The 17,561-nt window shown below is 62.7% G+C and carries 16 protein-coding genes; 10 read left to right on the top strand and 6 right to left on the bottom strand.

The features are described 5' to 3' along the window. Positions 1-140: 140 nt before the first annotated feature. Positions 141-1,103, top strand: a complete 963-nt coding sequence (locus tag DT070_RS04045) for a tripartite tricarboxylate transporter substrate binding protein (protein ID WP_122954255.1) — start codon at positions 141-143, stop codon at positions 1,101-1,103. 139 nt (positions 1,104-1,242) lie between these two features. Continuing rightward, positions 1,243-1,404 (top strand): hypothetical protein, encoded by a 162-nt coding sequence (locus DT070_RS21215; RefSeq protein WP_007863796.1) that lies wholly within the window; start codon positions 1,243-1,245, stop codon positions 1,402-1,404. Between the two features lie 561 nt (positions 1,405-1,965). On the opposite strand, the gene DT070_RS04035 is transcribed toward DT070_RS21215, so the two are convergent. Continuing rightward, on the bottom strand, positions 1,966-2,745 hold the full coding sequence (locus DT070_RS04035) for an IclR family transcriptional regulator (RefSeq protein WP_122954253.1): 780 nt from the start codon (positions 2,743-2,745) through the stop codon (positions 1,966-1,968). A gap of 205 nt (positions 2,746-2,950) precedes the next feature. Between DT070_RS04035 and DT070_RS04030 the strand changes: the two genes are divergently transcribed. From DT070_RS04030 to DT070_RS04010, 5 genes are read left to right on the top strand one after another with little or no spacing between them, the layout of a single operon-like run. Further along, positions 2,951-3,982, top strand: coding sequence for a TRAP transporter substrate-binding protein (locus DT070_RS04030; RefSeq protein WP_228778580.1), 1,032 nt, complete (start codon positions 2,951-2,953; stop codon positions 3,980-3,982). A gap of 18 nt (positions 3,983-4,000) precedes the next feature. Next, the gene (locus tag DT070_RS04025; protein ID WP_122954252.1) at positions 4,001-4,459 is read left to right on the top strand and encodes a type II 3-dehydroquinate dehydratase; all 459 of its coding nucleotides are present in this window, start codon (positions 4,001-4,003) and stop codon (positions 4,457-4,459) included. Position 4,460: 1 nt separating this feature from the next. Then, a complete protein-coding gene (locus DT070_RS04020; protein ID WP_122954251.1) occupies positions 4,461-5,033 on the top strand; it encodes a TRAP transporter small permease in 573 nt (190 codons plus the stop codon). Further along, entirely contained in the window at positions 5,030-6,307 is a 1,278-nt protein-coding gene (locus DT070_RS04015; RefSeq protein ID WP_122954250.1) for a TRAP transporter large permease subunit, read from the top strand. Before DT070_RS04020 ends, DT070_RS04015 begins: the two co-directional genes overlap by 4 nt. 11 nt (positions 6,308-6,318) lie before the next feature. Continuing rightward, a complete protein-coding gene (locus DT070_RS04010; protein ID WP_122954249.1) occupies positions 6,319-7,026 on the top strand; it encodes a hypothetical protein in 708 nt (235 codons plus the stop codon). 19 nt (positions 7,027-7,045) lie between these two features. On the opposite strand, the gene icmF is transcribed toward DT070_RS04010, so the two are convergent. The 4 genes from icmF to DT070_RS03990 form a co-directional block, all read right to left on the bottom strand. Continuing rightward, the gene (icmF, locus tag DT070_RS04005) at positions 7,046-10,369 is read right to left on the bottom strand and encodes a fused isobutyryl-CoA mutase/GTPase IcmF (RefSeq protein WP_122954248.1); all 3,324 of its coding nucleotides are present in this window, start codon (positions 10,367-10,369) and stop codon (positions 7,046-7,048) included. Positions 10,370-10,556: 187 nt separating this feature from the next. Then, positions 10,557-12,494, bottom strand: coding sequence for a TRAP transporter large permease subunit (locus tag DT070_RS04000; protein ID WP_122954247.1), 1,938 nt, complete (start codon positions 12,492-12,494; stop codon positions 10,557-10,559). Between the two features lie 3 nt (positions 12,495-12,497). Beyond that, positions 12,498-13,124 carry a TRAP transporter small permease subunit gene (locus tag DT070_RS03995; RefSeq protein WP_122954246.1) on the bottom strand — a complete coding sequence of 209 codons (627 nt, stop codon included), beginning with the start codon at positions 13,122-13,124 and terminating at the stop codon, positions 12,498-12,500. Positions 13,125-13,209: 85 nt separating this feature from the next. Next, complete coding sequence (locus tag DT070_RS03990; protein WP_122954245.1) at positions 13,210-14,319, bottom strand: TRAP transporter substrate-binding protein; 1,110 nt, start codon at positions 14,317-14,319, stop codon at positions 13,210-13,212. A gap of 50 nt (positions 14,320-14,369) precedes the next feature. Here DT070_RS03990 and DT070_RS21680 point away from each other — a divergent pair, with 50 nt between their 5' ends. Next, entirely contained in the window at positions 14,370-14,492 is a 123-nt protein-coding gene (locus tag DT070_RS21680) for a hypothetical protein (RefSeq protein WP_255416856.1), read from the top strand. Here DT070_RS21680 and DT070_RS03985 read toward each other — a convergent pair. Beyond that, positions 14,485-15,414, bottom strand: coding sequence for a PPK2 family polyphosphate kinase (locus DT070_RS03985; RefSeq protein WP_122954244.1), 930 nt, complete (start codon positions 15,412-15,414; stop codon positions 14,485-14,487). The genes DT070_RS21680 and DT070_RS03985 overlap by 8 nt on opposite strands. A 174-nt stretch (positions 15,415-15,588) precedes the next feature. Here DT070_RS03985 and DT070_RS03980 point away from each other — a divergent pair, with 174 nt between their 5' ends. Next, complete coding sequence (locus DT070_RS03980; RefSeq protein WP_122957241.1) at positions 15,589-16,026, top strand: rhodanese-like domain-containing protein; 438 nt, start codon at positions 15,589-15,591, stop codon at positions 16,024-16,026. 212 nt (positions 16,027-16,238) lie between these two features. Further along, a complete protein-coding gene (gene cqsA, locus DT070_RS03975) occupies positions 16,239-17,492 on the top strand; it encodes an alpha-hydroxyketone-type quorum-sensing autoinducer synthase (protein WP_122954243.1) in 1,254 nt (417 codons plus the stop codon). Positions 17,493-17,561: the final 69 nt, after the last annotated feature.

Here is a 17,561-nt window from a genome sequence, read left to right as displayed (position 1 = left end):
CGGATCACGGTCTGGCCGGCGGTCGTCCTCATGTTGTATAGACAGGCCGGCGAATAAAATCGAAGGTCAAACCGGCTGCAGGCGGGCGCGTCTATTTCATTCGCCTTATGCTTGCAAGCCCCATAAGGAGACCTTCCCCCATGCTTCGCAAAATCTTGTCCTTCATTGCCCTGGCGCTCATGCTGTGCGCCGCGCAGGCCCAAACCTACCCGGCCAAGCCGATCCGCCTGATCGTTCCGTTCCCGCCCGGCGGCGGCACCGACATCCTGTCGCGCCTGGTCGCCACCAAGCTGACGGAGTCCGCCAAGTGGACCGTGGTGCCCGACAACCGCGGCGGCGCCGGCGGCACCATCGGCATTGCCGAGGCCGTTCGCGCAGCGCCCACCGGCTACGACATGGTGATGGGCCAGAAAGACAACCTGGTGGTGGCGCCCTGGCTGTACAAAAACCTGAGCTACGACCCGACCAAAGACCTGGTGGCCGTGGCCCATGTGGCCTACACGCCCGTCGTGATCGTCACCGGTGTGCAGTCACGCTTCAAGACGCTTGCCGATGTGGTGGCCGCCGCCAAGGCAGCGCCTGACTCCATCACCTATGGCTCACCCGGCAACGGCACCACCATCCACCTGGCCGGTGAAATCTTCAACAGCGCCGCCAACATCAAGCTGCGCCATGTGCCTTACAAGGGCTCCAACCCCGCCATGATGGATGTGCTGGCCGGCAATGTGGACCTGATGGTGTCGTCGCTGCCGTCGGCCATCGCCCAGATCAAATCGGGCAAGCTGCGCCCGCTGGCCGTCACCTCGGCCCGCCGCAGCACCTCGCTGCCGGACATTCCGACCGTGGCCGAACTGGGCTACAAGGACTTTGACGTCAGCACCTGGTATGGCCTCTTCATGCCGGCGGCCACGCCCAAAGAGATCGTGGCCACGGTCAATGCCGAGGTCAACAAGCTGCTGGCCACCAACGACATGAAAGCTGCCATCCATGCACAAGGCGCCGAAGTGCAGAACATGACGCCCGAGCAGTTCTCCACCCTGCTGAAAACCGACTACCAGAAGTGGAAGGGCATCGTGCAGGCTTCCGGCGCGACGATCGAGTAAGGCCTTGGGGCCTGCGGCCCTCCCAGGCGCCGCTTTGCTTTGTAACTGGCCCTGTTGCATGCCTGATGGGGCATTCCAGGGCAAAAGGCGCGCAGTAGCTTAAAATCACGGGCTACGCCATTTTTAACCGGAGTCTTCCATGCCCAAGAAAATCAGAGTCGAAGCCGACATCTGCGCCCCCAAGCCAGTCCCGCCAAAGGGCTACACGATCACGACCGGCCGCGGCCAGAAAATCAGCCTGGAGCGCGGTTCGCACACCCGCAGCAAAAAGAACCCAGGCAAGCGCCCGCACCAGGGTTAAGCCGGTTTTGCCGATGCGGCCCAAGGGCTGCATCCAAAAAAAGCGCCTTCAGGGCGCTTTTTTTATGCCGGCGCCCGCTGCTGGCCGATGGTTCCCGTTGCTATCAATTCGATAGCTGATACCCAAGGTATTGATTGGGCCCAAGCCACTTTGCATTAAGAAAATCTGGCCGTTGATGCCGGGCCTGCCTGCCCGCGGGGATAAGCACCAACAGCCCCGGCGCCGCCTGGTCAACGCCAGGTTCTGGCACGTCCTTTGCGTGGTGCCCATCGTCACGACGATTCACGACGGGAGGTTTCAGATGCTGGTCTTTATCTTGCGCCCCCTTGCGTGGGTCGGCCTCGCGACCGCCTTCGCAACCACGGGTCTGCACGCGTCAGACGCTGCCGGCGACCGTCCAGCCCCTGCCGCCAGCCAGACACAAACCCCGCGTGTGCCCGCCCCCAAGGCCAAGCCGGCAAAAACCCGGCCCATGGCAAAACGCACAGTTGGAACGAACCCGGCCATGCCGCTCTGGGAAGGCCCGTGGGGTCCTCACCATTGAGCCGGACGGCGACCTGCTCAGGCCCGCTTCTTGAACATGGCTGACGCACCGCTCGCCGCGCGGATCTCTCCGGCCGTGTGCAGCAAGGCTTCCGACAACTCCTCCATGCGCGCCTCGGTCAGGCGCACCAGCGGGCCGGCGATGGTGACCACGCCGATCGCGCCCGTGGGTGACATCACCGGTGCGGCCATGGCCGTCATCTGCGGCGCAAACACTTCACTGATCATGCTGAAGCCGCGCTTGCGTGCTGCCTGCACATAGGCCAGCAATGCCTTGACGGTGGTGGGGGCTCTGGGGCCGAAGTCCTTGGGCAGGCCGAAGCCCTGTTTGGCCACCAGGCGCATGGCTTCTTCGTCGCTCAGGGTTGACAGCCAGGCGTGGCCGGCCGAGCTGCATGACAGGCGCACCGACAGGCCCATGTCCGGGTCATAACGCAGGCCGCGGCGCGCGCCCTGGGCCTTGGCGACAAAGGTGAGGTCATCACCATCGACAACGGCAAGCCGCACCAGCTCGCCCGATTCTTCGGCCAGGCTGTCGAGCAGCGGCTGCGCCACATCGACCACCCCCGAGGCGCTCAAAAAGCTCAGGCCCAGCGACACGAGCTTGATGGTGAGCACGTATTCGCCCTGCTCGCGCACCTGGCGCACATAGCCGCAGCGGCACAGCTCGGCCAGCAGCCGGTGGGTGGCGCTGAGCGGCATGTCGAGCGTCGCGGCAATCATGGACACGGTCTGCCCCTCGGGGTGCGCGGCCAGCTGCTCCAGGGTTTTAAAGCTTCGTTCGAGAAGGGTGCTCATGGGGAAACGGCGTTTTTAGGCGGGGGCATAGGCATATTGGGCCATGCCTTGAGCCCGGATGAACCAGAAAATGCTAATGGTTTTCCATAGTGGAAAGACTTTCCACTTTAACCGATGATCCAGCCTGCCTCGATGGTGGCGCGCGTGTTGGCGCTGCCGGTCGCCCGTTTTTCCACTATCCAAATCCGAGACAAAGGACCCTTCCATGACGTCGATGCCTTCCATCCGTTTCACCCGCCGTACCCTCGCCCTGGCCGCAGCCGCCCTGCTGGGCCTGTCAAACGCGGCCCTGGCCCAGGACATCCAGGAACGCACCATCAAGTTCGGCCACCTGAACAACCCCGACCACCCGACCAGCCTGGGCGTGCGCAAATTCGCCGAGATCGTCGCCGCCAAGAGCGGCGGCAAGATCAAGGTGCAGGAATTCGCGGCCTCGCAGCTCGGCAACGAACTGCAGCAGCAGTCCGCGGTGCAGGGCGGTGTGCAGGAAATGCTGGTGGCCTCGACGACGTCGCTGAACGGCATCGTCAAGGAGTTCGGGCTGCTCGACTTTCCCTTCCTTTTCGCCAATGCGAAACAGGCTGACGCGCTGGTCGACGGCCCCCTGGGCAAGATGCTCACTGCCAAACTGCCTGAAAAAGGCGTGATCGTGCTGGGCTTCTTCGACCTGGGCTTTCGCAACGTCACCAACAGCAAGCGCCCCATCATGAAGGGCGCCGACCTGGAAGGCCTGAAACTGCGCGTGATCCCGAACCCGGTGTTCCTGGAGACCTTCAAGACCTTCAAGGCCAACCCGGTGCCGATGCCCTTTGCCGAGCTGTACGGCGCGCTCGAAAGCAAGGCTGTGGATGGCGAGGAAAACCCCTTCGCGGTAATCGCCTCGAGCAAGTTTTATGAAGTGCAGAAGTACGTGAGCGGCACCAACCACGTCTACGCCACCAACCCGATCCAGATCAGCAAGCGCTTCTGGGACAAGCTCTCGGCGACGGAACACAAGATCCTGCAGGACGCCGCCATCGAAGCGCAAAACTGGCAGCGTGTGGTCAGCCGTGAGGTCTCGGCCAAGGCCCTGGGCGAACTGACGGCCAAGGGCATGCTCTACAACGACGTGCCGCCCGCCGAGCTGGCCAAAATGCGCGCCGAAGTGCGTCCTGTGTACGACAAGTTTTCCGCCGCCTATGACCCGGCCATCGTGACGCTCTTCAAGTCCGAACTGGAACGCGTGTCGAAGTTCTGAGTTCCAGGTTCTGATCCCATGAAAATACTTGTCCTCCACGGGCCCAACCTGAACCTGTTCGGCCGCCGCGAACCCCACATCTACGGCACCACCACGCTCGCACAGATCAATGACATGCTGGCCAAACTGGCCGGCGAACTGGGCGTGACGTTAGAGACCATCCAGTCCAACCATGAAGGGGCGCTGATCGATTTCCTGCACCAGAACATCGACGCGGCGCAGGGCGCACTGGTCAATCCCGCCGGGCTCACGCAGCATGGCGTGCCGCTGCATGACGCGATCAAGGCCATGCCCTTCCCGGTGATTGAGGTGCACATGTCCAACCTCGCGACACGTGAGCCATGGCGCCACCACTCGATCATCTCGCCGGCCGTGAAGGGCACGATCCAGGGGTTCGGCCCGCGCTCCTACCTGCAGGGCCTTCGGGTCGTGACCGACATCGCGCGCGAAGCGCAGGCTCTTGCCGCGCAAAACTGAGATGGAAAAGTTTGTCGACAAGGCCTGCAGAGGCATCGAGTTCCTCATCGCCCTCGGCCTGGCCCTCATGGTCGTGCTGGTGTTCGGCAATGTCGTGCTGCGCTACGGCTTTAACTCGGGCATCACGGTGTCCGAAGAGCTGTCGCGCTGGCTCTTCATCTGGGGCACCTTTCTCGGAGCGCTGGTCGCGCTGCGTGAACACGGCCACCTCGGCATCGACATGGTGGTCGGGCGGCTGCCGGTCACCGGCAAAAAGATCTGCCTCATCATCGGCCACGTGCTGATGATCTTCATCGTGGTGCTGCTGGCCATGGGCAGCTGGGAGCAGGTCAAGATCAACTGGGACGTCACGGCGCCGACGACGGGCTGGTCCATGTCCATCGTTTACCTCTCGGGCCTCGTGTTCGGCGTGCTTGCGTGCGGCCTGCTGTTGCTGGATTTGTGGAAGGTCCTCACCGGCCGGCTGTCAGAGGATGAACTGGTCATGGTGCAGGAGTCGGAAGAGGCCGTGCAGCTCAAGCAGGTCCTGGACGACGCGCGAGAGTCAGACAAAATTGCCGGAGCGCGCCCATGACCATCGCCATCTTCATTGGCTCGCTGCTGGCCGCCATGGCCCTGGGCATCCCGATCGCGTTTGCGCTGCTGGCCAGCGGTGTGGCCCTGATGTGGCACCTGCAATTGTTCGACGCGCAGATCCTCGCGCAGAACCTGGTCGGCGGCGCCGACAGCTTTCCGCTGCTGGCTGTGCCCTTCTTCATGCTGGCCGGCGAGATCATGAACGTCGGCGGCCTGTCGCGCCGCATCGTCGACCTGGCGCTGGCGCTGGTCGGCCACGTCAAGGGCGGGCTGGGCTACGTGACCATCATGGCCGGTTGCCTGCTGTCGGCGCTGTCGGGTTCGGCCGTGGCGGACGCGGCCGCGCTCACCGCGCTGCTGCTGCCGATGATGGTCAAGGCAGGGCACAACAAGGTGCGCGCAGGCGGCCTGATCGCATCCGTGGGCGTGATCGGCCCGGTGATCCCGCCCAGCATCGGGCTGGTGATCTTCGGTGTGGCGGCCAATGTGTCGATCTCCAAGCTTTTCCTCGCGGCCATCGTGCCGGGCCTGCTGATCGGCGGCGCGCTCTGGATCACCTGGGCCTGGCTGGTGCGCAGCGAGAAGATCGTGCCGCCGCCGCGCAAGTCGGCTGCAGAGATCATGAAGGCGTTCCGCGATGCCACCTGGGCGCTGGTCCTGCCGGTCATCATCCTGGTCGGCCTGCGCATGGGCGTGTTCACGCCCACCGAGGCGGCCGTGGTGGCGGCCGTCTACGCCCTGTTCGTATCCACCGTCATCTACCGCGAACTCAAGCTCCCGCAGCTGTACGGCGTGTTCGTCGCATCGGCCAAGACCAGTGCCGTCGTGATGTTCCTGATCGCCGCAGCCATGGTCAGCGCCTGGCTGATCACGGTGGCCAATCTGCCGGCGATGGTGGTCAGCCTGCTCAAGCCCTTCATGGACAGCCCGATCTTGCTGATGGTCGCCATCATGGTGCTGGTCATGGCCGTCGGCACGGCCATGGACATGACGCCCACCATCCTGATCCTGACGCCTGTGTTGATGCCCGTGGTCAAGGCCGCGGGCATAGACCCGGTCTACTTCGGCGTGCTGTTCATCATCAACAACTCGATCGGGCTGGTGACGCCGCCGGTCGGCACGGTGCTCAATGTGGTGGCGGGTGTCGGCAAGATCAGCATGGACGACATCACCAAGGGGGTAGTCCCGTTCATGATCGCCGAGTTCGCGGTGATGTTCCTGATGGTGGCTTTCCCCAAACTGGTCACCGTTCCGGCAAGCTGGTTTTACTGAGGTTCGACGATATGGCACTTTTAGGCAAGGCTGCAGTTGCCATGTGGTGGGATATCCTGCCCGCACAACGCGAGGAGTTCCAGGAGTGGCACTCCCGCGAACACTTTCCGGAGCGCATGGGCATAGACGGCTTTCTGCGCGGCTCACGCTGGTCCAACATCGATGGAGGAACAGGGTTTTTTGTGATGTATGAGCTGGCATCGTATGAAACCCTCACCTCTGCGGGATACCTGCAGAGCCTGAATAACCCGTCACCATGGTCGACGAAGATGATGCCGCACCACCTGCACATGGTGCGCAGCCAGTGCCAGCTGCTCAGCAGTTTTGGCGCCGGACTGGGCCGGGCGATGCTGACGATTCGCCTGTCACCTGCCGATGGACAGGCAGGGACTTTGCGGGCCTGGCTGGACAAGCTGCTGGCGCGCCTGGCAGAAAGCAGGGGCATCGTCGGGGCGCACCTGCTGCAAACCCGAACGCCGCAGGCCGCCATGACGAAAGAACAAAAAATCCGCGGCGGGGATGCCGCCGCTGACTGGATTGTCTTGCTGTCGTCCTATGAAACGGAAGCCCTGCAACATGCCCTGGCCGAAGAGCTGTCGCCGCAGCATCTCCAGGCTGCAGGCGCCCTTGCGGGCATGACACACGGCATTTACGCGCTTTCCTATTCGATGGGCAAGCATGACTTGCAGCCTGCCGCGCAGGACGGGGCGACGGGTTAAACCGGGCTATACGAGCCGGCTACATATTCCGCCGGTACTGCCCACCCACCTCAAACAGCGCATTGGTGATCTGCCCCAGTGAGCAGACGCGCACGGCCTCCATCAGCACTTCGAACACGTTGAGGTTTTCAATCACGGCCTGCTGAAGGCGTTTGAGCATGGCCGGTGATTCGGCGGCGTGGCGGCGGTGGAAGTCGTCCAGGCGCTTGAGCTGGTTCTGCTTTTCTTCTTCGGTAGAGCGCGCGAGCTCCAGCTTGTCCTGCACCGCATCGCCGTGCGGATTGCGGAAGGTGTTGACGCCGATGATGGGCAACTCACCGGTGTGCTTGAGCATCTCGTAGTGCATGGACTCGTCCTGGATGCGCCCGCGCTGGTAGCCGGTTTCCATGGCGCCCAGCACGCCGCCGCGCTCGGCAATGCGCTCGAACTCCAGCAGCACGGCTTCTTCGAGCAACTCGGTCAACTCTTCGATGATGAAGGCGCCCTGTGACGGATTCTCGTTCTTGGCCAGGCCCCATTCGCGGTTGATGATGAGCTGGATTGCCATGGCGCGGCGCACCGATTCTTCGGTCGGCGTGGTGATGGCTTCGTCAAATGCGTTGGTGTGCAGCGAGTTGCAGTTGTCGTAGATGGCGATCAACGCCTGCAGGGTGGTGCGGATGTCGTTGAACTGGATTTCCTGCGCATGCAGGCTGCGGCCCGAGGTCTGGATGTGGTACTTGAGCTTCTGGCTGCGTTCGTTGGCGCCGTATTTCTCCTTCATGGCCACGGCCCAGATGCGGCGCGCGACGCGGCCCATCACGGTGTATTCCGGGTCCATGCCGTTGCTGAAGAAGAAACTCAGGTTGGGTGCGAAGTCGTCGATGTGCATGCCGCGCGCCAGGTAGGCTTCGACGAAGGTGAAACCGTTCGACAGCGTGAAGGCCAGCTGGCTGATCGGGTTGGCCCCCGCCTCGGCGATGTGATAGCCGCTGATGGAGACGCTGTAGAAGTTGCGCACCCGGTTGTGCACGAAGTACTGGGCGATGTCGCCCATCACTTTCAGGCTGAACTCGGTCGAGAAGATGCAGGTGTTCTGGCCCTGGTCTTCTTTCAGGATGTCGGCCTGCACGGTGCCGCGCACGTTTTCCTGCACCCATTCACGAATCTTCGCGGCCTCGGTCGCTGTGGGGTCGCGGCCGTTGTCTTTTTTGAATTTCTCCAGGTTCTGGTCGATCGCCGTGTTCATGAACATCGCCAGAATCGTTGGCGCCGGGCCGTTGATGGTCATGGAGACGGAGGTCGACGGGTTGCACAAATCGAACCCGTCGTACAGCACCTTCATGTCGTCCAGCGTGGCGATCGACACGCCCGAGTTGCCGACCTTTCCGTAGATGTCGGGACGCAGGGCCGGGTCGTTGCCGTAAAGCGTGACCGAGTCAAACGCGGTGGACAGGCGCTTGGCCGCCATGCCTTCGCTGAGCAGCTTGAAGCGGGTGTTGGTGCGGAAGGGGTCGCCCTCGCCCGCGAACATGCGGGTCGGGTCTTCGCCTTCGCGCTTGAAGGCAAAGGTGCCGGCGGTGTAGGGGTAGCTGCCGGGCACGTTGTCCAGCATCAGCCATTTGAGGATTTCGCCGTGGTCTTCATACTGCGGCAGCGCCACCTTGCGAATGGTGGTGCCCGAGAGGGACTTGGTGGTCAGCGCCGTGCGGATTTCCTTGTCGCGGATTTTCACCACGTACTCGTCGCCCCCATAAGCGGCCTGCATGTCGGGCCATTGGGCGAGCAGGGCGCGCGCGTCGGCGTCCATGCGGGCCTTGCGATGGCCGGCCAGGTCCAGCGCGGCTTCTGCGGCGGGCGCGCGGTCGGGCTTGTCGATCTTGAGCATGCTGGCAGCCGCCTTGAGCTGCTGCACTTCGCGCGCCAGCTGGGCTTGTGCGCGGGCGCGCTTTTTGTAGCCGCGCACCGTGTCGCTGATCTCGGCCAGGTAGCGCGTGCGTGCGGCCGGCACCACGGGCGTCTGGTTGGTGCTGTGGCGCACTTCGGCCGCGGGCAGCACACCAGCTTCCAGCGCCAGGCCCAGTGCAGCCAGGCGTGGCTTGAGGGCTTGATAGAGGGCGGTCACGCCGTCGTCGTTGAAGCGCGCGGCCATGGTGCCGAAGACCGGCATTTTGTCGGCCGGCGTGCTCCAGGCTTCCTTGTTGCGCTGCACCTGTTTGGAGACATCGCGCAGGGCATCGAGCGAACCCTTGCGGTCGAACTTGTTGATGGCGATAAATTCGGCGAAGTCCAGCATGTCGATTTTTTCGAGCTGGCTGGCCGCGCCGAACTCGGGCGTCATCACGTACATGGGCACATCCACATGCGGCACGATGGCGGCGTCGCCCTGGCCTATGCCCGAGGTCTCGACCACGATGAGGTCAAAGCCGGCGCATTTGCAGGCGGCGATCACGTCGGGCAGGGCCTGGCTGATTTCGGAGCCGAAGTCGCGTGTGGCCAGCGAACGCATGAACACGCGTTGGCCGCTGTCGGCGTTCTTCTGCCCGGCGAGTGGAACAGTCCACGGATTGATGGCGTTCATGCGGATGCGGTCGCCCAGCAACGCGCCGCCACTCTTGCGGCGTGAGGGGTCGATACTGATGACGGCCACACGCAATTTGTCGTTTTGATCCAGGCGGAGGCGGCGTATCAACTCGTCGGTCAGTGACGACTTGCCGGCGCCGCCCGTGCCTGTAATGCCGAGCACGGGAATCTTGCGGGTGGCGGCCTGCGTGCGTACCTTGTCGACCAAGGCCGCGTCCGCCTTGCCGTTTTCCAGCGCCGTGATCAGCTGGGCCAGGGCCCGCCAGTTCATCTCGCCGTGGCCTTCAATCGCCTTGACGGTTTTGGGCGCAAAGCCGGTCAGATCCTTGTCGCAGCGCATGACCATCTCGCCGATCATGCCGGCCAGGCCCATCTTCTGACCGTCTTCGGGGCTGTAGATGCGGGTGACGCCGTAGGCGTGCAACTCGCGGATTTCGGGCGGCACGATCACGCCGCCTCCGCCGCCGAACACCTGGATGTGCTCGCCGCCTCGGCTTTTGAGCAGGTCGACCATGTACTTGAAATACTCGACATGCCCGCCCTGGTAGGAGCTGATGGCAATGCCCTGCGCGTCTTCCTGCAGGGCGGCCGTCACCACCTCGTCCACGCTGCGGTTGTGGCCCAGGTGAACCACCTCCGCGCCCATGCTTTGGAGAATGCGCCGCATGATGTTGATGGCCGCGTCATGGCCGTCGAACAGGCTGGCCGCCGTGATGAAGCGCACCTTGTGGGTGGGGCGGTAGCTGGCGAGCGCTTTGTATTCAGCGGACATGTCGGTCATGGTTGTCTCCGGGCGGGCGGCGGGCCGCCGATCTGTGATCTGTTTAGTTGACGTTTACGTAAACGTCAATCTTAGCCGGTAAGCCGGCGCCGATCAAGTGTGCGCCCCGCAGCGGCGCCGGCCATAAAAAAGGGCGCCGAAGCGCCCTTTTTTTGTCAGGACAGGAGCCTGGCGGCCCCTGGGCTGTTTAACCGTACAGGTACTTCGGCAGCCAGAGCGTGAGGCCCGGCCAGATGTACATGAAGACCATGCACAGGATGACGATCAGCATGTAAGGCATCATGCCGGCGAAGATCTGGTTGATGGTCACGTGTGCCGGTGACACCCCCTTCAGGTAGAAGGCGGACATCGCCACCGGCGGCGACAGGAAGGCCGCCTGCAGGTTCACGAAAACCAGCACGCCCCACAGGATCGGGTCGATCTGGAAATGCTGCAGCAGCGGCAGGAAGATGGGCACGAAGATCACGATGATCTCCGTCCACTCCAGCGGCCAGCCCAGGATGAAGATGATGGCCTGCGACAGCAGCAGGAACTGCAGCGGTGTCAGGTTCATCGAGAGCACCCACTCCTCCACCACGCGCTGGCCGCCCAGCAGGGCGAACACGGCCGAGAAGAGCGCCGATCCCACAAACAGCCAGCACACCATGGAGGTGGTTTTGATGGTGAGGAACACCGCCTCCTTGATGCGCTGGAAGTTCAGGGTTTTGGCGTGCCATGCCATCAGGAAGGCCCCTGCCGCACCGACCGCCGCGGATTCCGTCGCCGTGGTGATGCCGAACAGGATGACCGCCAGCACCATGAAGGTCAGGATCGCCAGCGGCATGACCGAGGACACCAGCATGCGCAGGATTTCAAACTGCTCCGCATCGAACTTGCGGTAGTACCAGAGCAGCAACAGCAGCGTGACGCCGCAGGCGACCCAGAAACCGGTGTAGAAGGCGGCGGGCACCGCGGCGGTCTGCGGGCCGTGGGCCGTCGGATCGCCAAACTGCTGCATGGGTTCGTCTTTGGCGGTGGCGGCGGCCGGCTCTTCAGCGGCGCCCGGCGGTGCGGACAACTCCTGAAGGCCGCCCGTTTCTGCGGGTGGCTCCTGAACGCCGGTGGATGACGGCGGCTCCTGCAAACCCGACGACGCGGCGGGCGGTTCGGCCAGGCCGCCGGTGGCAGCTGCGGCCGGCGCCTGCGCTTGCTGGGTGACCTGCGCCGCGGCGCTGGCGTCGTTGTCTTCCTGCGAATGGATCACGACATACCACCACACGGCACCCAGCGTGACGACGGCCAGCGCGAGCGGCACCAGCGCCAGGCTCAGGCTTTTCACCAGCAATCCCCTGGTGATCTTCATGCCTTCCACGGTGGCCTGCAGCGCTCGTCCGGGTGACAGCGCGGCCGCGGTCAGCGCAGGCAGCATGCGGCGCGAATAGGTCTCGCTGATCAGTTGCACCCAGGGCTGCACCGGTACTTTTTGCTGCTCGGGCGGCAGCTTGGGCGCGATTTTCGGGTTGATCAGCACCCAGCCGATGATGTAGACGAGGTACAGCAGGGCCAGGAAAAAGCCTGGAAACATCGCCGCGGCGTAGAGCTTGACGACCGACTGACCGGCGACGGCCGCATACACAATGATCATCACCGACGGCGGGATCAGAATGCCCAGCGTGCCGCCGGCAGTGATCACGCCGGCTGCCAGCCGGGTGTCGTAGCCCGCGTTCAGCATGGGCCGCATCGCAATCACACCCATCAACACCACCACGGCGCCCACCAGCCCGCTGGCGATGCCCCAGAAGGTGCAGATGATCAGCGTGGTGACGGCCAGCGAGCCGGGCACGCTGCGAAAGGCGAGCTGCACGCTGTGGAACATCTTGTCCACCAGCGCGCCGCGCTCCATCACATACCCCATTAATACAAAGAGCGGGATGGATAGCAGGGTTTCATTGGTCATGGCCCCGAAGGCACGTTGCACCATCAGGTCGAAGATCTTGTTGTCGAGCCAGTGCGCCGAGGGGTCGTAAAACGCGACGAAGCCGAACATCATGCCCAGCCCCATCAGGGTAAAGGCGGTCGGGAAGCCCATCATGATCACGACCACGATGAGGCAGAGCATGGTCATGCCGAGTGCTGCATTGCTCATGGCTTAACCTTTCATGCCGATGGATTTTTCGATGGCCAGGCGCTTGGCCTCTTCATCGACGAATTCGCTGCCCGCCAGTTGCTGGGCCACGACATCGGACTCCTCTGCGTCTTTGATCCGCGGTGTCCACACACCGGTTTTGATGCACACCACACAGCGCAGCATTTCAGCGAGGCCCTGCATCAGCACGATGGCGCCGGCCACCGGGATCACGAACTTGAAGGGGTACAGCGGAATGGGCGTGGCGTTGAAGGTCTGTTCGTGCATGGCCAAAGATTCGTTGAAGTAGGTCCAGCCGGCCCAGGTAAGTGCGGCGATCCCCGGCAGAAAAAACAGGAAATACAGCACCAAGTCCAGCGAGGCCTGGGTGCGCGGTTTCAGGCCGCCGTAGAAGAAGTCTCCGCGCACATGGCCGTCATGCGCCAGCGTGTAGGCGCCGCCCATCATGAAGAGCGTGCCGTAAAGCATGTTGTTGGCGTCGAAGATCCAGGCCGTCGGGGCGTTGAGCGCGTAGCGTTTGAAAACCTCGGCACAGACCAGGAGCATCAGCACCACGATGAGCCAGGCAAAAGCCTTGCCCACCCAGGTGCTGATCTGGTCAGCCGTGTGAAGGATTCGTTGAACGTTCATGAGAAGTTACCGTTGCGGACTGGACAAAATAAAACCAGCCATCCAGAAGGTACCGGATGGCTGGTGTGCTTTAGGTGCGGGTATGTCAGGCCTTCTTGCCGCCGAAGTAGTGGTTGTAAGCCATCTTGAAGTCGACCGTGTAGTCGTTGTGCCACTGGCCGGCGCGCTGGGCGAAGACCTTTTGCGAATCCAGCACCTTCTTGAAGAGGGCGTTCTCACCGGCCTTCTTGGCGACGGTTTTGTCCCATGCGGCCAACTGGGCGCGCAGCACGGCATCCGGCGTCTTGTAGAACTTGATGCCCTGCTTTTTCATCTCTTCATAGTCTTTGGAATTGCGGTCAACGGCCTTCCAGCTCATGTCGGCGCTGGCGGCCTGCACGGCGTAGTCGATGATGGAGCGCAGCTCCTGCGGCAGCGCGGCGTACTTGCCCTTGTTGAAGAGGATTTCGAACTGCTCGCCGCTTTGGTGGAAGCTTTGCAGCATGCAGTTCTTCACCACATCGGGGAAGCCGAGCACGCGGTCGCTCGAGGCATTGTTGAACTCGGCCGCGTCGATCAGGCCGCGGTCCAGTGCCGGCACAATTTCGCCACCGGGCAGCGGATTCACCGCGGTGCCCATTTCGGTGAACATGTCCACCGCCAGGCCGACGGTGCGGAACTTCAGGCCCTTCATGTCGTCGACCTTGGCCACAGGCTTTTTGAACCAGCCCAGCGGCTGCGTGGTCATGGGACCGTAGAGGTAGGACACCACATCCATGTTGATGGCTTTGTAGATTTCATCCAGCAGGGCCTTGCCGCCGCCGTAGTTGTGCCAGGCCAGGACCATGTTGGCGTCCATGCCGTAGCCCGGGCCCGAACCCCACAGGGCCAGCGCCGAATTCTTGCCGTAGTGGTAGGCCACGACACCGTGGCCGCCGTCCAGGGTGCCCTTGTTTACGGCTTCCAGCAGCTGGAACGCCGGCACCACGGCGCCGGAAGGAAGCACTTCAATCTTCAGGCGGCCGCCGGCCATGTCATTGACTTTCTTCGCAAAGTCGTTGGCGTACTCATGGAAGATATCCTTGGCCGGCCAGGTGCTCTGGAAGCGGAAAGACGTTGTCTGCGCCATGGCAACCATAGGGGCGGACATGGCGCCGGCGGCAATCGCGGCACCTTTTAGAAGGCCGCGCCTGCGGGGGCTCTTGTTCTCAGTCATGACTTGTCTCCTGTTGTGTGAAAGAAGGTAAGAACACTCATCATTCCGCCTTGCCCATTCCTGACAAAGAGGGTTTCCACCAACGCAGAAAAATGATTACCCTTTTGATTACCCCTTATCCGGGTGAAACAGTTTTTGCACCACAGGCAGGAATCGGCAAAACGTTCAAGTGACCTTCAAGCCTTTGAGTGCCGGATCGCCCGGCGGAAAGCGCAGGCCCAATTGGGCCATCGTGGCGCGCACCATGGTGGCGATCATCAGATTGCGATGGGTTTTGGAATTCGCGGGCACCACGGTCCATGGGGCCCAGGGCGTGCTGGTGGCGCCCAGCAGGTTCTCGTAAGCCTTTTGGTACTGCGTCCAGTGCTTGCGCGCCTCCAGGTCGTCCATGTTGAACTTCCAGTTTTTGGTGGGGTCGTCCAGCCGGGCCTGGAGGCGTTCGCGCTGCTCTTCCAGGCTGATGTGCAGCATGAACTTGAGCACCACCGTCCCGGTTTGCGACAGCATTCGCTCGAAGTCATTGATCTGCCGGTAACGCTCGGCTGTCTGCGCCGGCGTGATCCAGCCTTTGACGGGCGGCACCAGCACGTCCTCGTAGTGGCTGCGGTTGAAGATCGTGAGTTCCCCGGCGGCCGGCATTTTCTGGTGAATGCGCCACAGGTAGTCGTGTGCGCGCTCTTCCTCGTTCGGCGCTTTCCAGCTGACGGTGTGCACGCCCAGGGGGCTGATGCGCCCGAAAACGCCGCGCAAGGTGCCGTCCTTGCCGGAGGTATCGGTGCCCTGCAGGATGACGAGGAGCTTGAAGCGCTTGTCGGCATAGAGCAGGTTCTGCAACTCGTCCAGTTCCACGGCAAGTGCTTCCACCAGTGTCTTGTCGTGCGCCTTGTCGCCGCTGGAAAACGGCTTGGCGCCAGGGTTGAAATCGGCCAGCGACCAGGTTTTGCGCGCTTTCCCTTTCTTGCCTGCCGGGACATTTGCCTCTGCACCGGTTGGAGGTGGCTGCCACTGCGCCAGCATTTTTGCCAGGGCCTTCAAGCCGGCCTTGCCGGTTGATAGATCCGGGAATGAAGGGGGGTCGCTGCGTGTTGAGGGCATGTGGGTCTCCTGGGGTGGCTCAAGCTTTTTTGCATTGTGCATGCCGCGCGGCAACGGAATAAACTTGTTTCGCGGCACCCCGGCCCGGGGTGCACCGGCTGCCGTGGTGAATAGTGCCCATGTAAATAAGGCGCCGCATTGATTTGAACCCCCCGAAATATGACAGGCCCCGACATGAAAACCCTTGACCCTTCAGATCCATCTCTCCAGGTGCGGCCCGCCGCCGGTTATGCGGGCGACGTCTCCGCGCGCCTTGCCTATCAGTGGATGCAATCCGGCGAGGCCGTACTGGTGGATGTCCGCACGGACGCCGAACGTGAATGGGTGGGCCATGTGCCCGGCGCAGTCCCCCTCGCGTGGAAGCAATGGCCCGGCATGGCGATGAATGCAGGCTTCGATGAGGGCCTGAAAGCCGCAGTGCCTGCGGGCAAGAAGGCCGTGCTGCTTTGCCGCAGCGGTGTGCGGTCCGTGGCCGCGGCCAAACGCGCTGCGGAACTCGGTGTTGAGGCCTACAACATCCTTGAAGGTTTTGAGGGTGATGCAGACGAGCAGGGCCAGCGCGGGCATCGCGGCGGCTGGCGTTTGCAGGGGCTGCCCTGGAAGCAGGGATAAAAATCGCCGCGCCTGGAAGCTGTACCTTTTGTGACACAAATATGTAAGCGGATGGTGCATGCCCTTGGATGAAATGAGGCTGATAGTTCACATATCGCCGACGAGAATTCAGGGTAAATAGATACCCCCTGTCAGAACTGACAGGGGTAGAGCCGTATCAATTTGTATGAGCGCTTTCAATGGGACTCCACTCAATCAAACGGAGCTCCCTCATGCAAGTACTTGAACGCGAAATTTCCCCCGATGCCAAGGCATTTCACAACCCGGCCCTTGGCAAGCGGCTGCAAGAGCGCATCGCGCACGAATTTGCGCCGCGCTGGGCAGAGCAATGGGGTGACAAGTTCATCCTGCATGGCCGCGCCCCGGGCGCGGGCGCAGTGCGGCTGGACGGCAATGACTACCTCAACGTCACCGGACATCCGGAAATTGTTCAGGCCCAGATTTCCGCGCTGACACACGACAGGGAGAACGTCGTTCAGTCCGGCGTCTTCCTTTTGGGCTCGCACCCGGCGCATGCGCTGGAGAAGTCGCTGGCAAACTGGGTCGGCAAGGAGGACGGTTTCCTCTGCCAGTCAGGCTATACCGCCAACATGGGGCTGTTGCAGATCATTGCGGATGCCCAGACGCCGATCTACCTCGACTCGCTGGCGCACGCTTCGCTGTGGGAAGGCGCCCATGCCGCGCGTGCGCCCGCATATGCCTTTCGCCACAACAGCCCCGAGCACCTTGCGCGGATGATGAAGACCCACGGCCCCGGCGTGGTGGTGGTCGACTCGGTCTACAGCACCACCGGCGCTGTGTGCCGGCTGCACGAAATCCTGGAAGTGACGGAGCAGAACGACAGCATGATCGTGGTCGATGAATCCCATTCGCTGGGAACCCATGGCCCGAAGGGTGCGGGACTGTGCGCGGAACTGGGCGTGACCGACAGGGTGCACTTCATCACGGCCAGCCTGGCCAAGGCCGTCGCCGGGCGCGCAGGCTTTTTCTCGGCGCCCGCCAGCATGCGCTACTACATCATGATCTCAAGCTTCCCGAATATCTTCAGCTCTTCGCTGCTGCCCCACGAGATCGCCGGGCTGGCGGCCACCGTGGGCGTTTTGCAGCGCAGCGACGACGCCCGCCGCCGCCTGCACGCCAACACACGCCGGCTGCGCGCAACCTTCTCCGATATCGGTTTTCCCATCCACCAGGGCACCGAGCAGATCATTTCGCTGGAGGCGGGCACCGAGCCGGCTGCCATGGTCTTGCGTGATGAACTGGAGGCGCGTGATGTGATTGGTTCGATCTTTTGTGCCCCGGCCACCAGCCGCAACCGCGCCATGGTCCGGCTGACCTTGAGCTCCGCCTTGACCGAGGCGGAAATGTCGCATGTGGAGGCGGTGGCGCGGGAGATCGCGCCCATCGTCAAGCCCTGGGACTGGCCGATTGCGCGGCGCGCCCGCAGCGCAAAGATCGACGGCTAGTGTGGTGTTGCATGCTTGACGGTACAAATAAAACCAATGGATTTTTGTTCAGGGCAAGGCGCAAACCAC

The sequence above is a fragment of the Polaromonas sp. SP1 genome (genome assembly GCF_003711205.1).
Taxonomy (GTDB): Bacteria; Pseudomonadota; Gammaproteobacteria; order Burkholderiales; family Burkholderiaceae_C; genus Polaromonas.
This window is presented reverse-complemented; position numbering and strand designations above follow the sequence as displayed.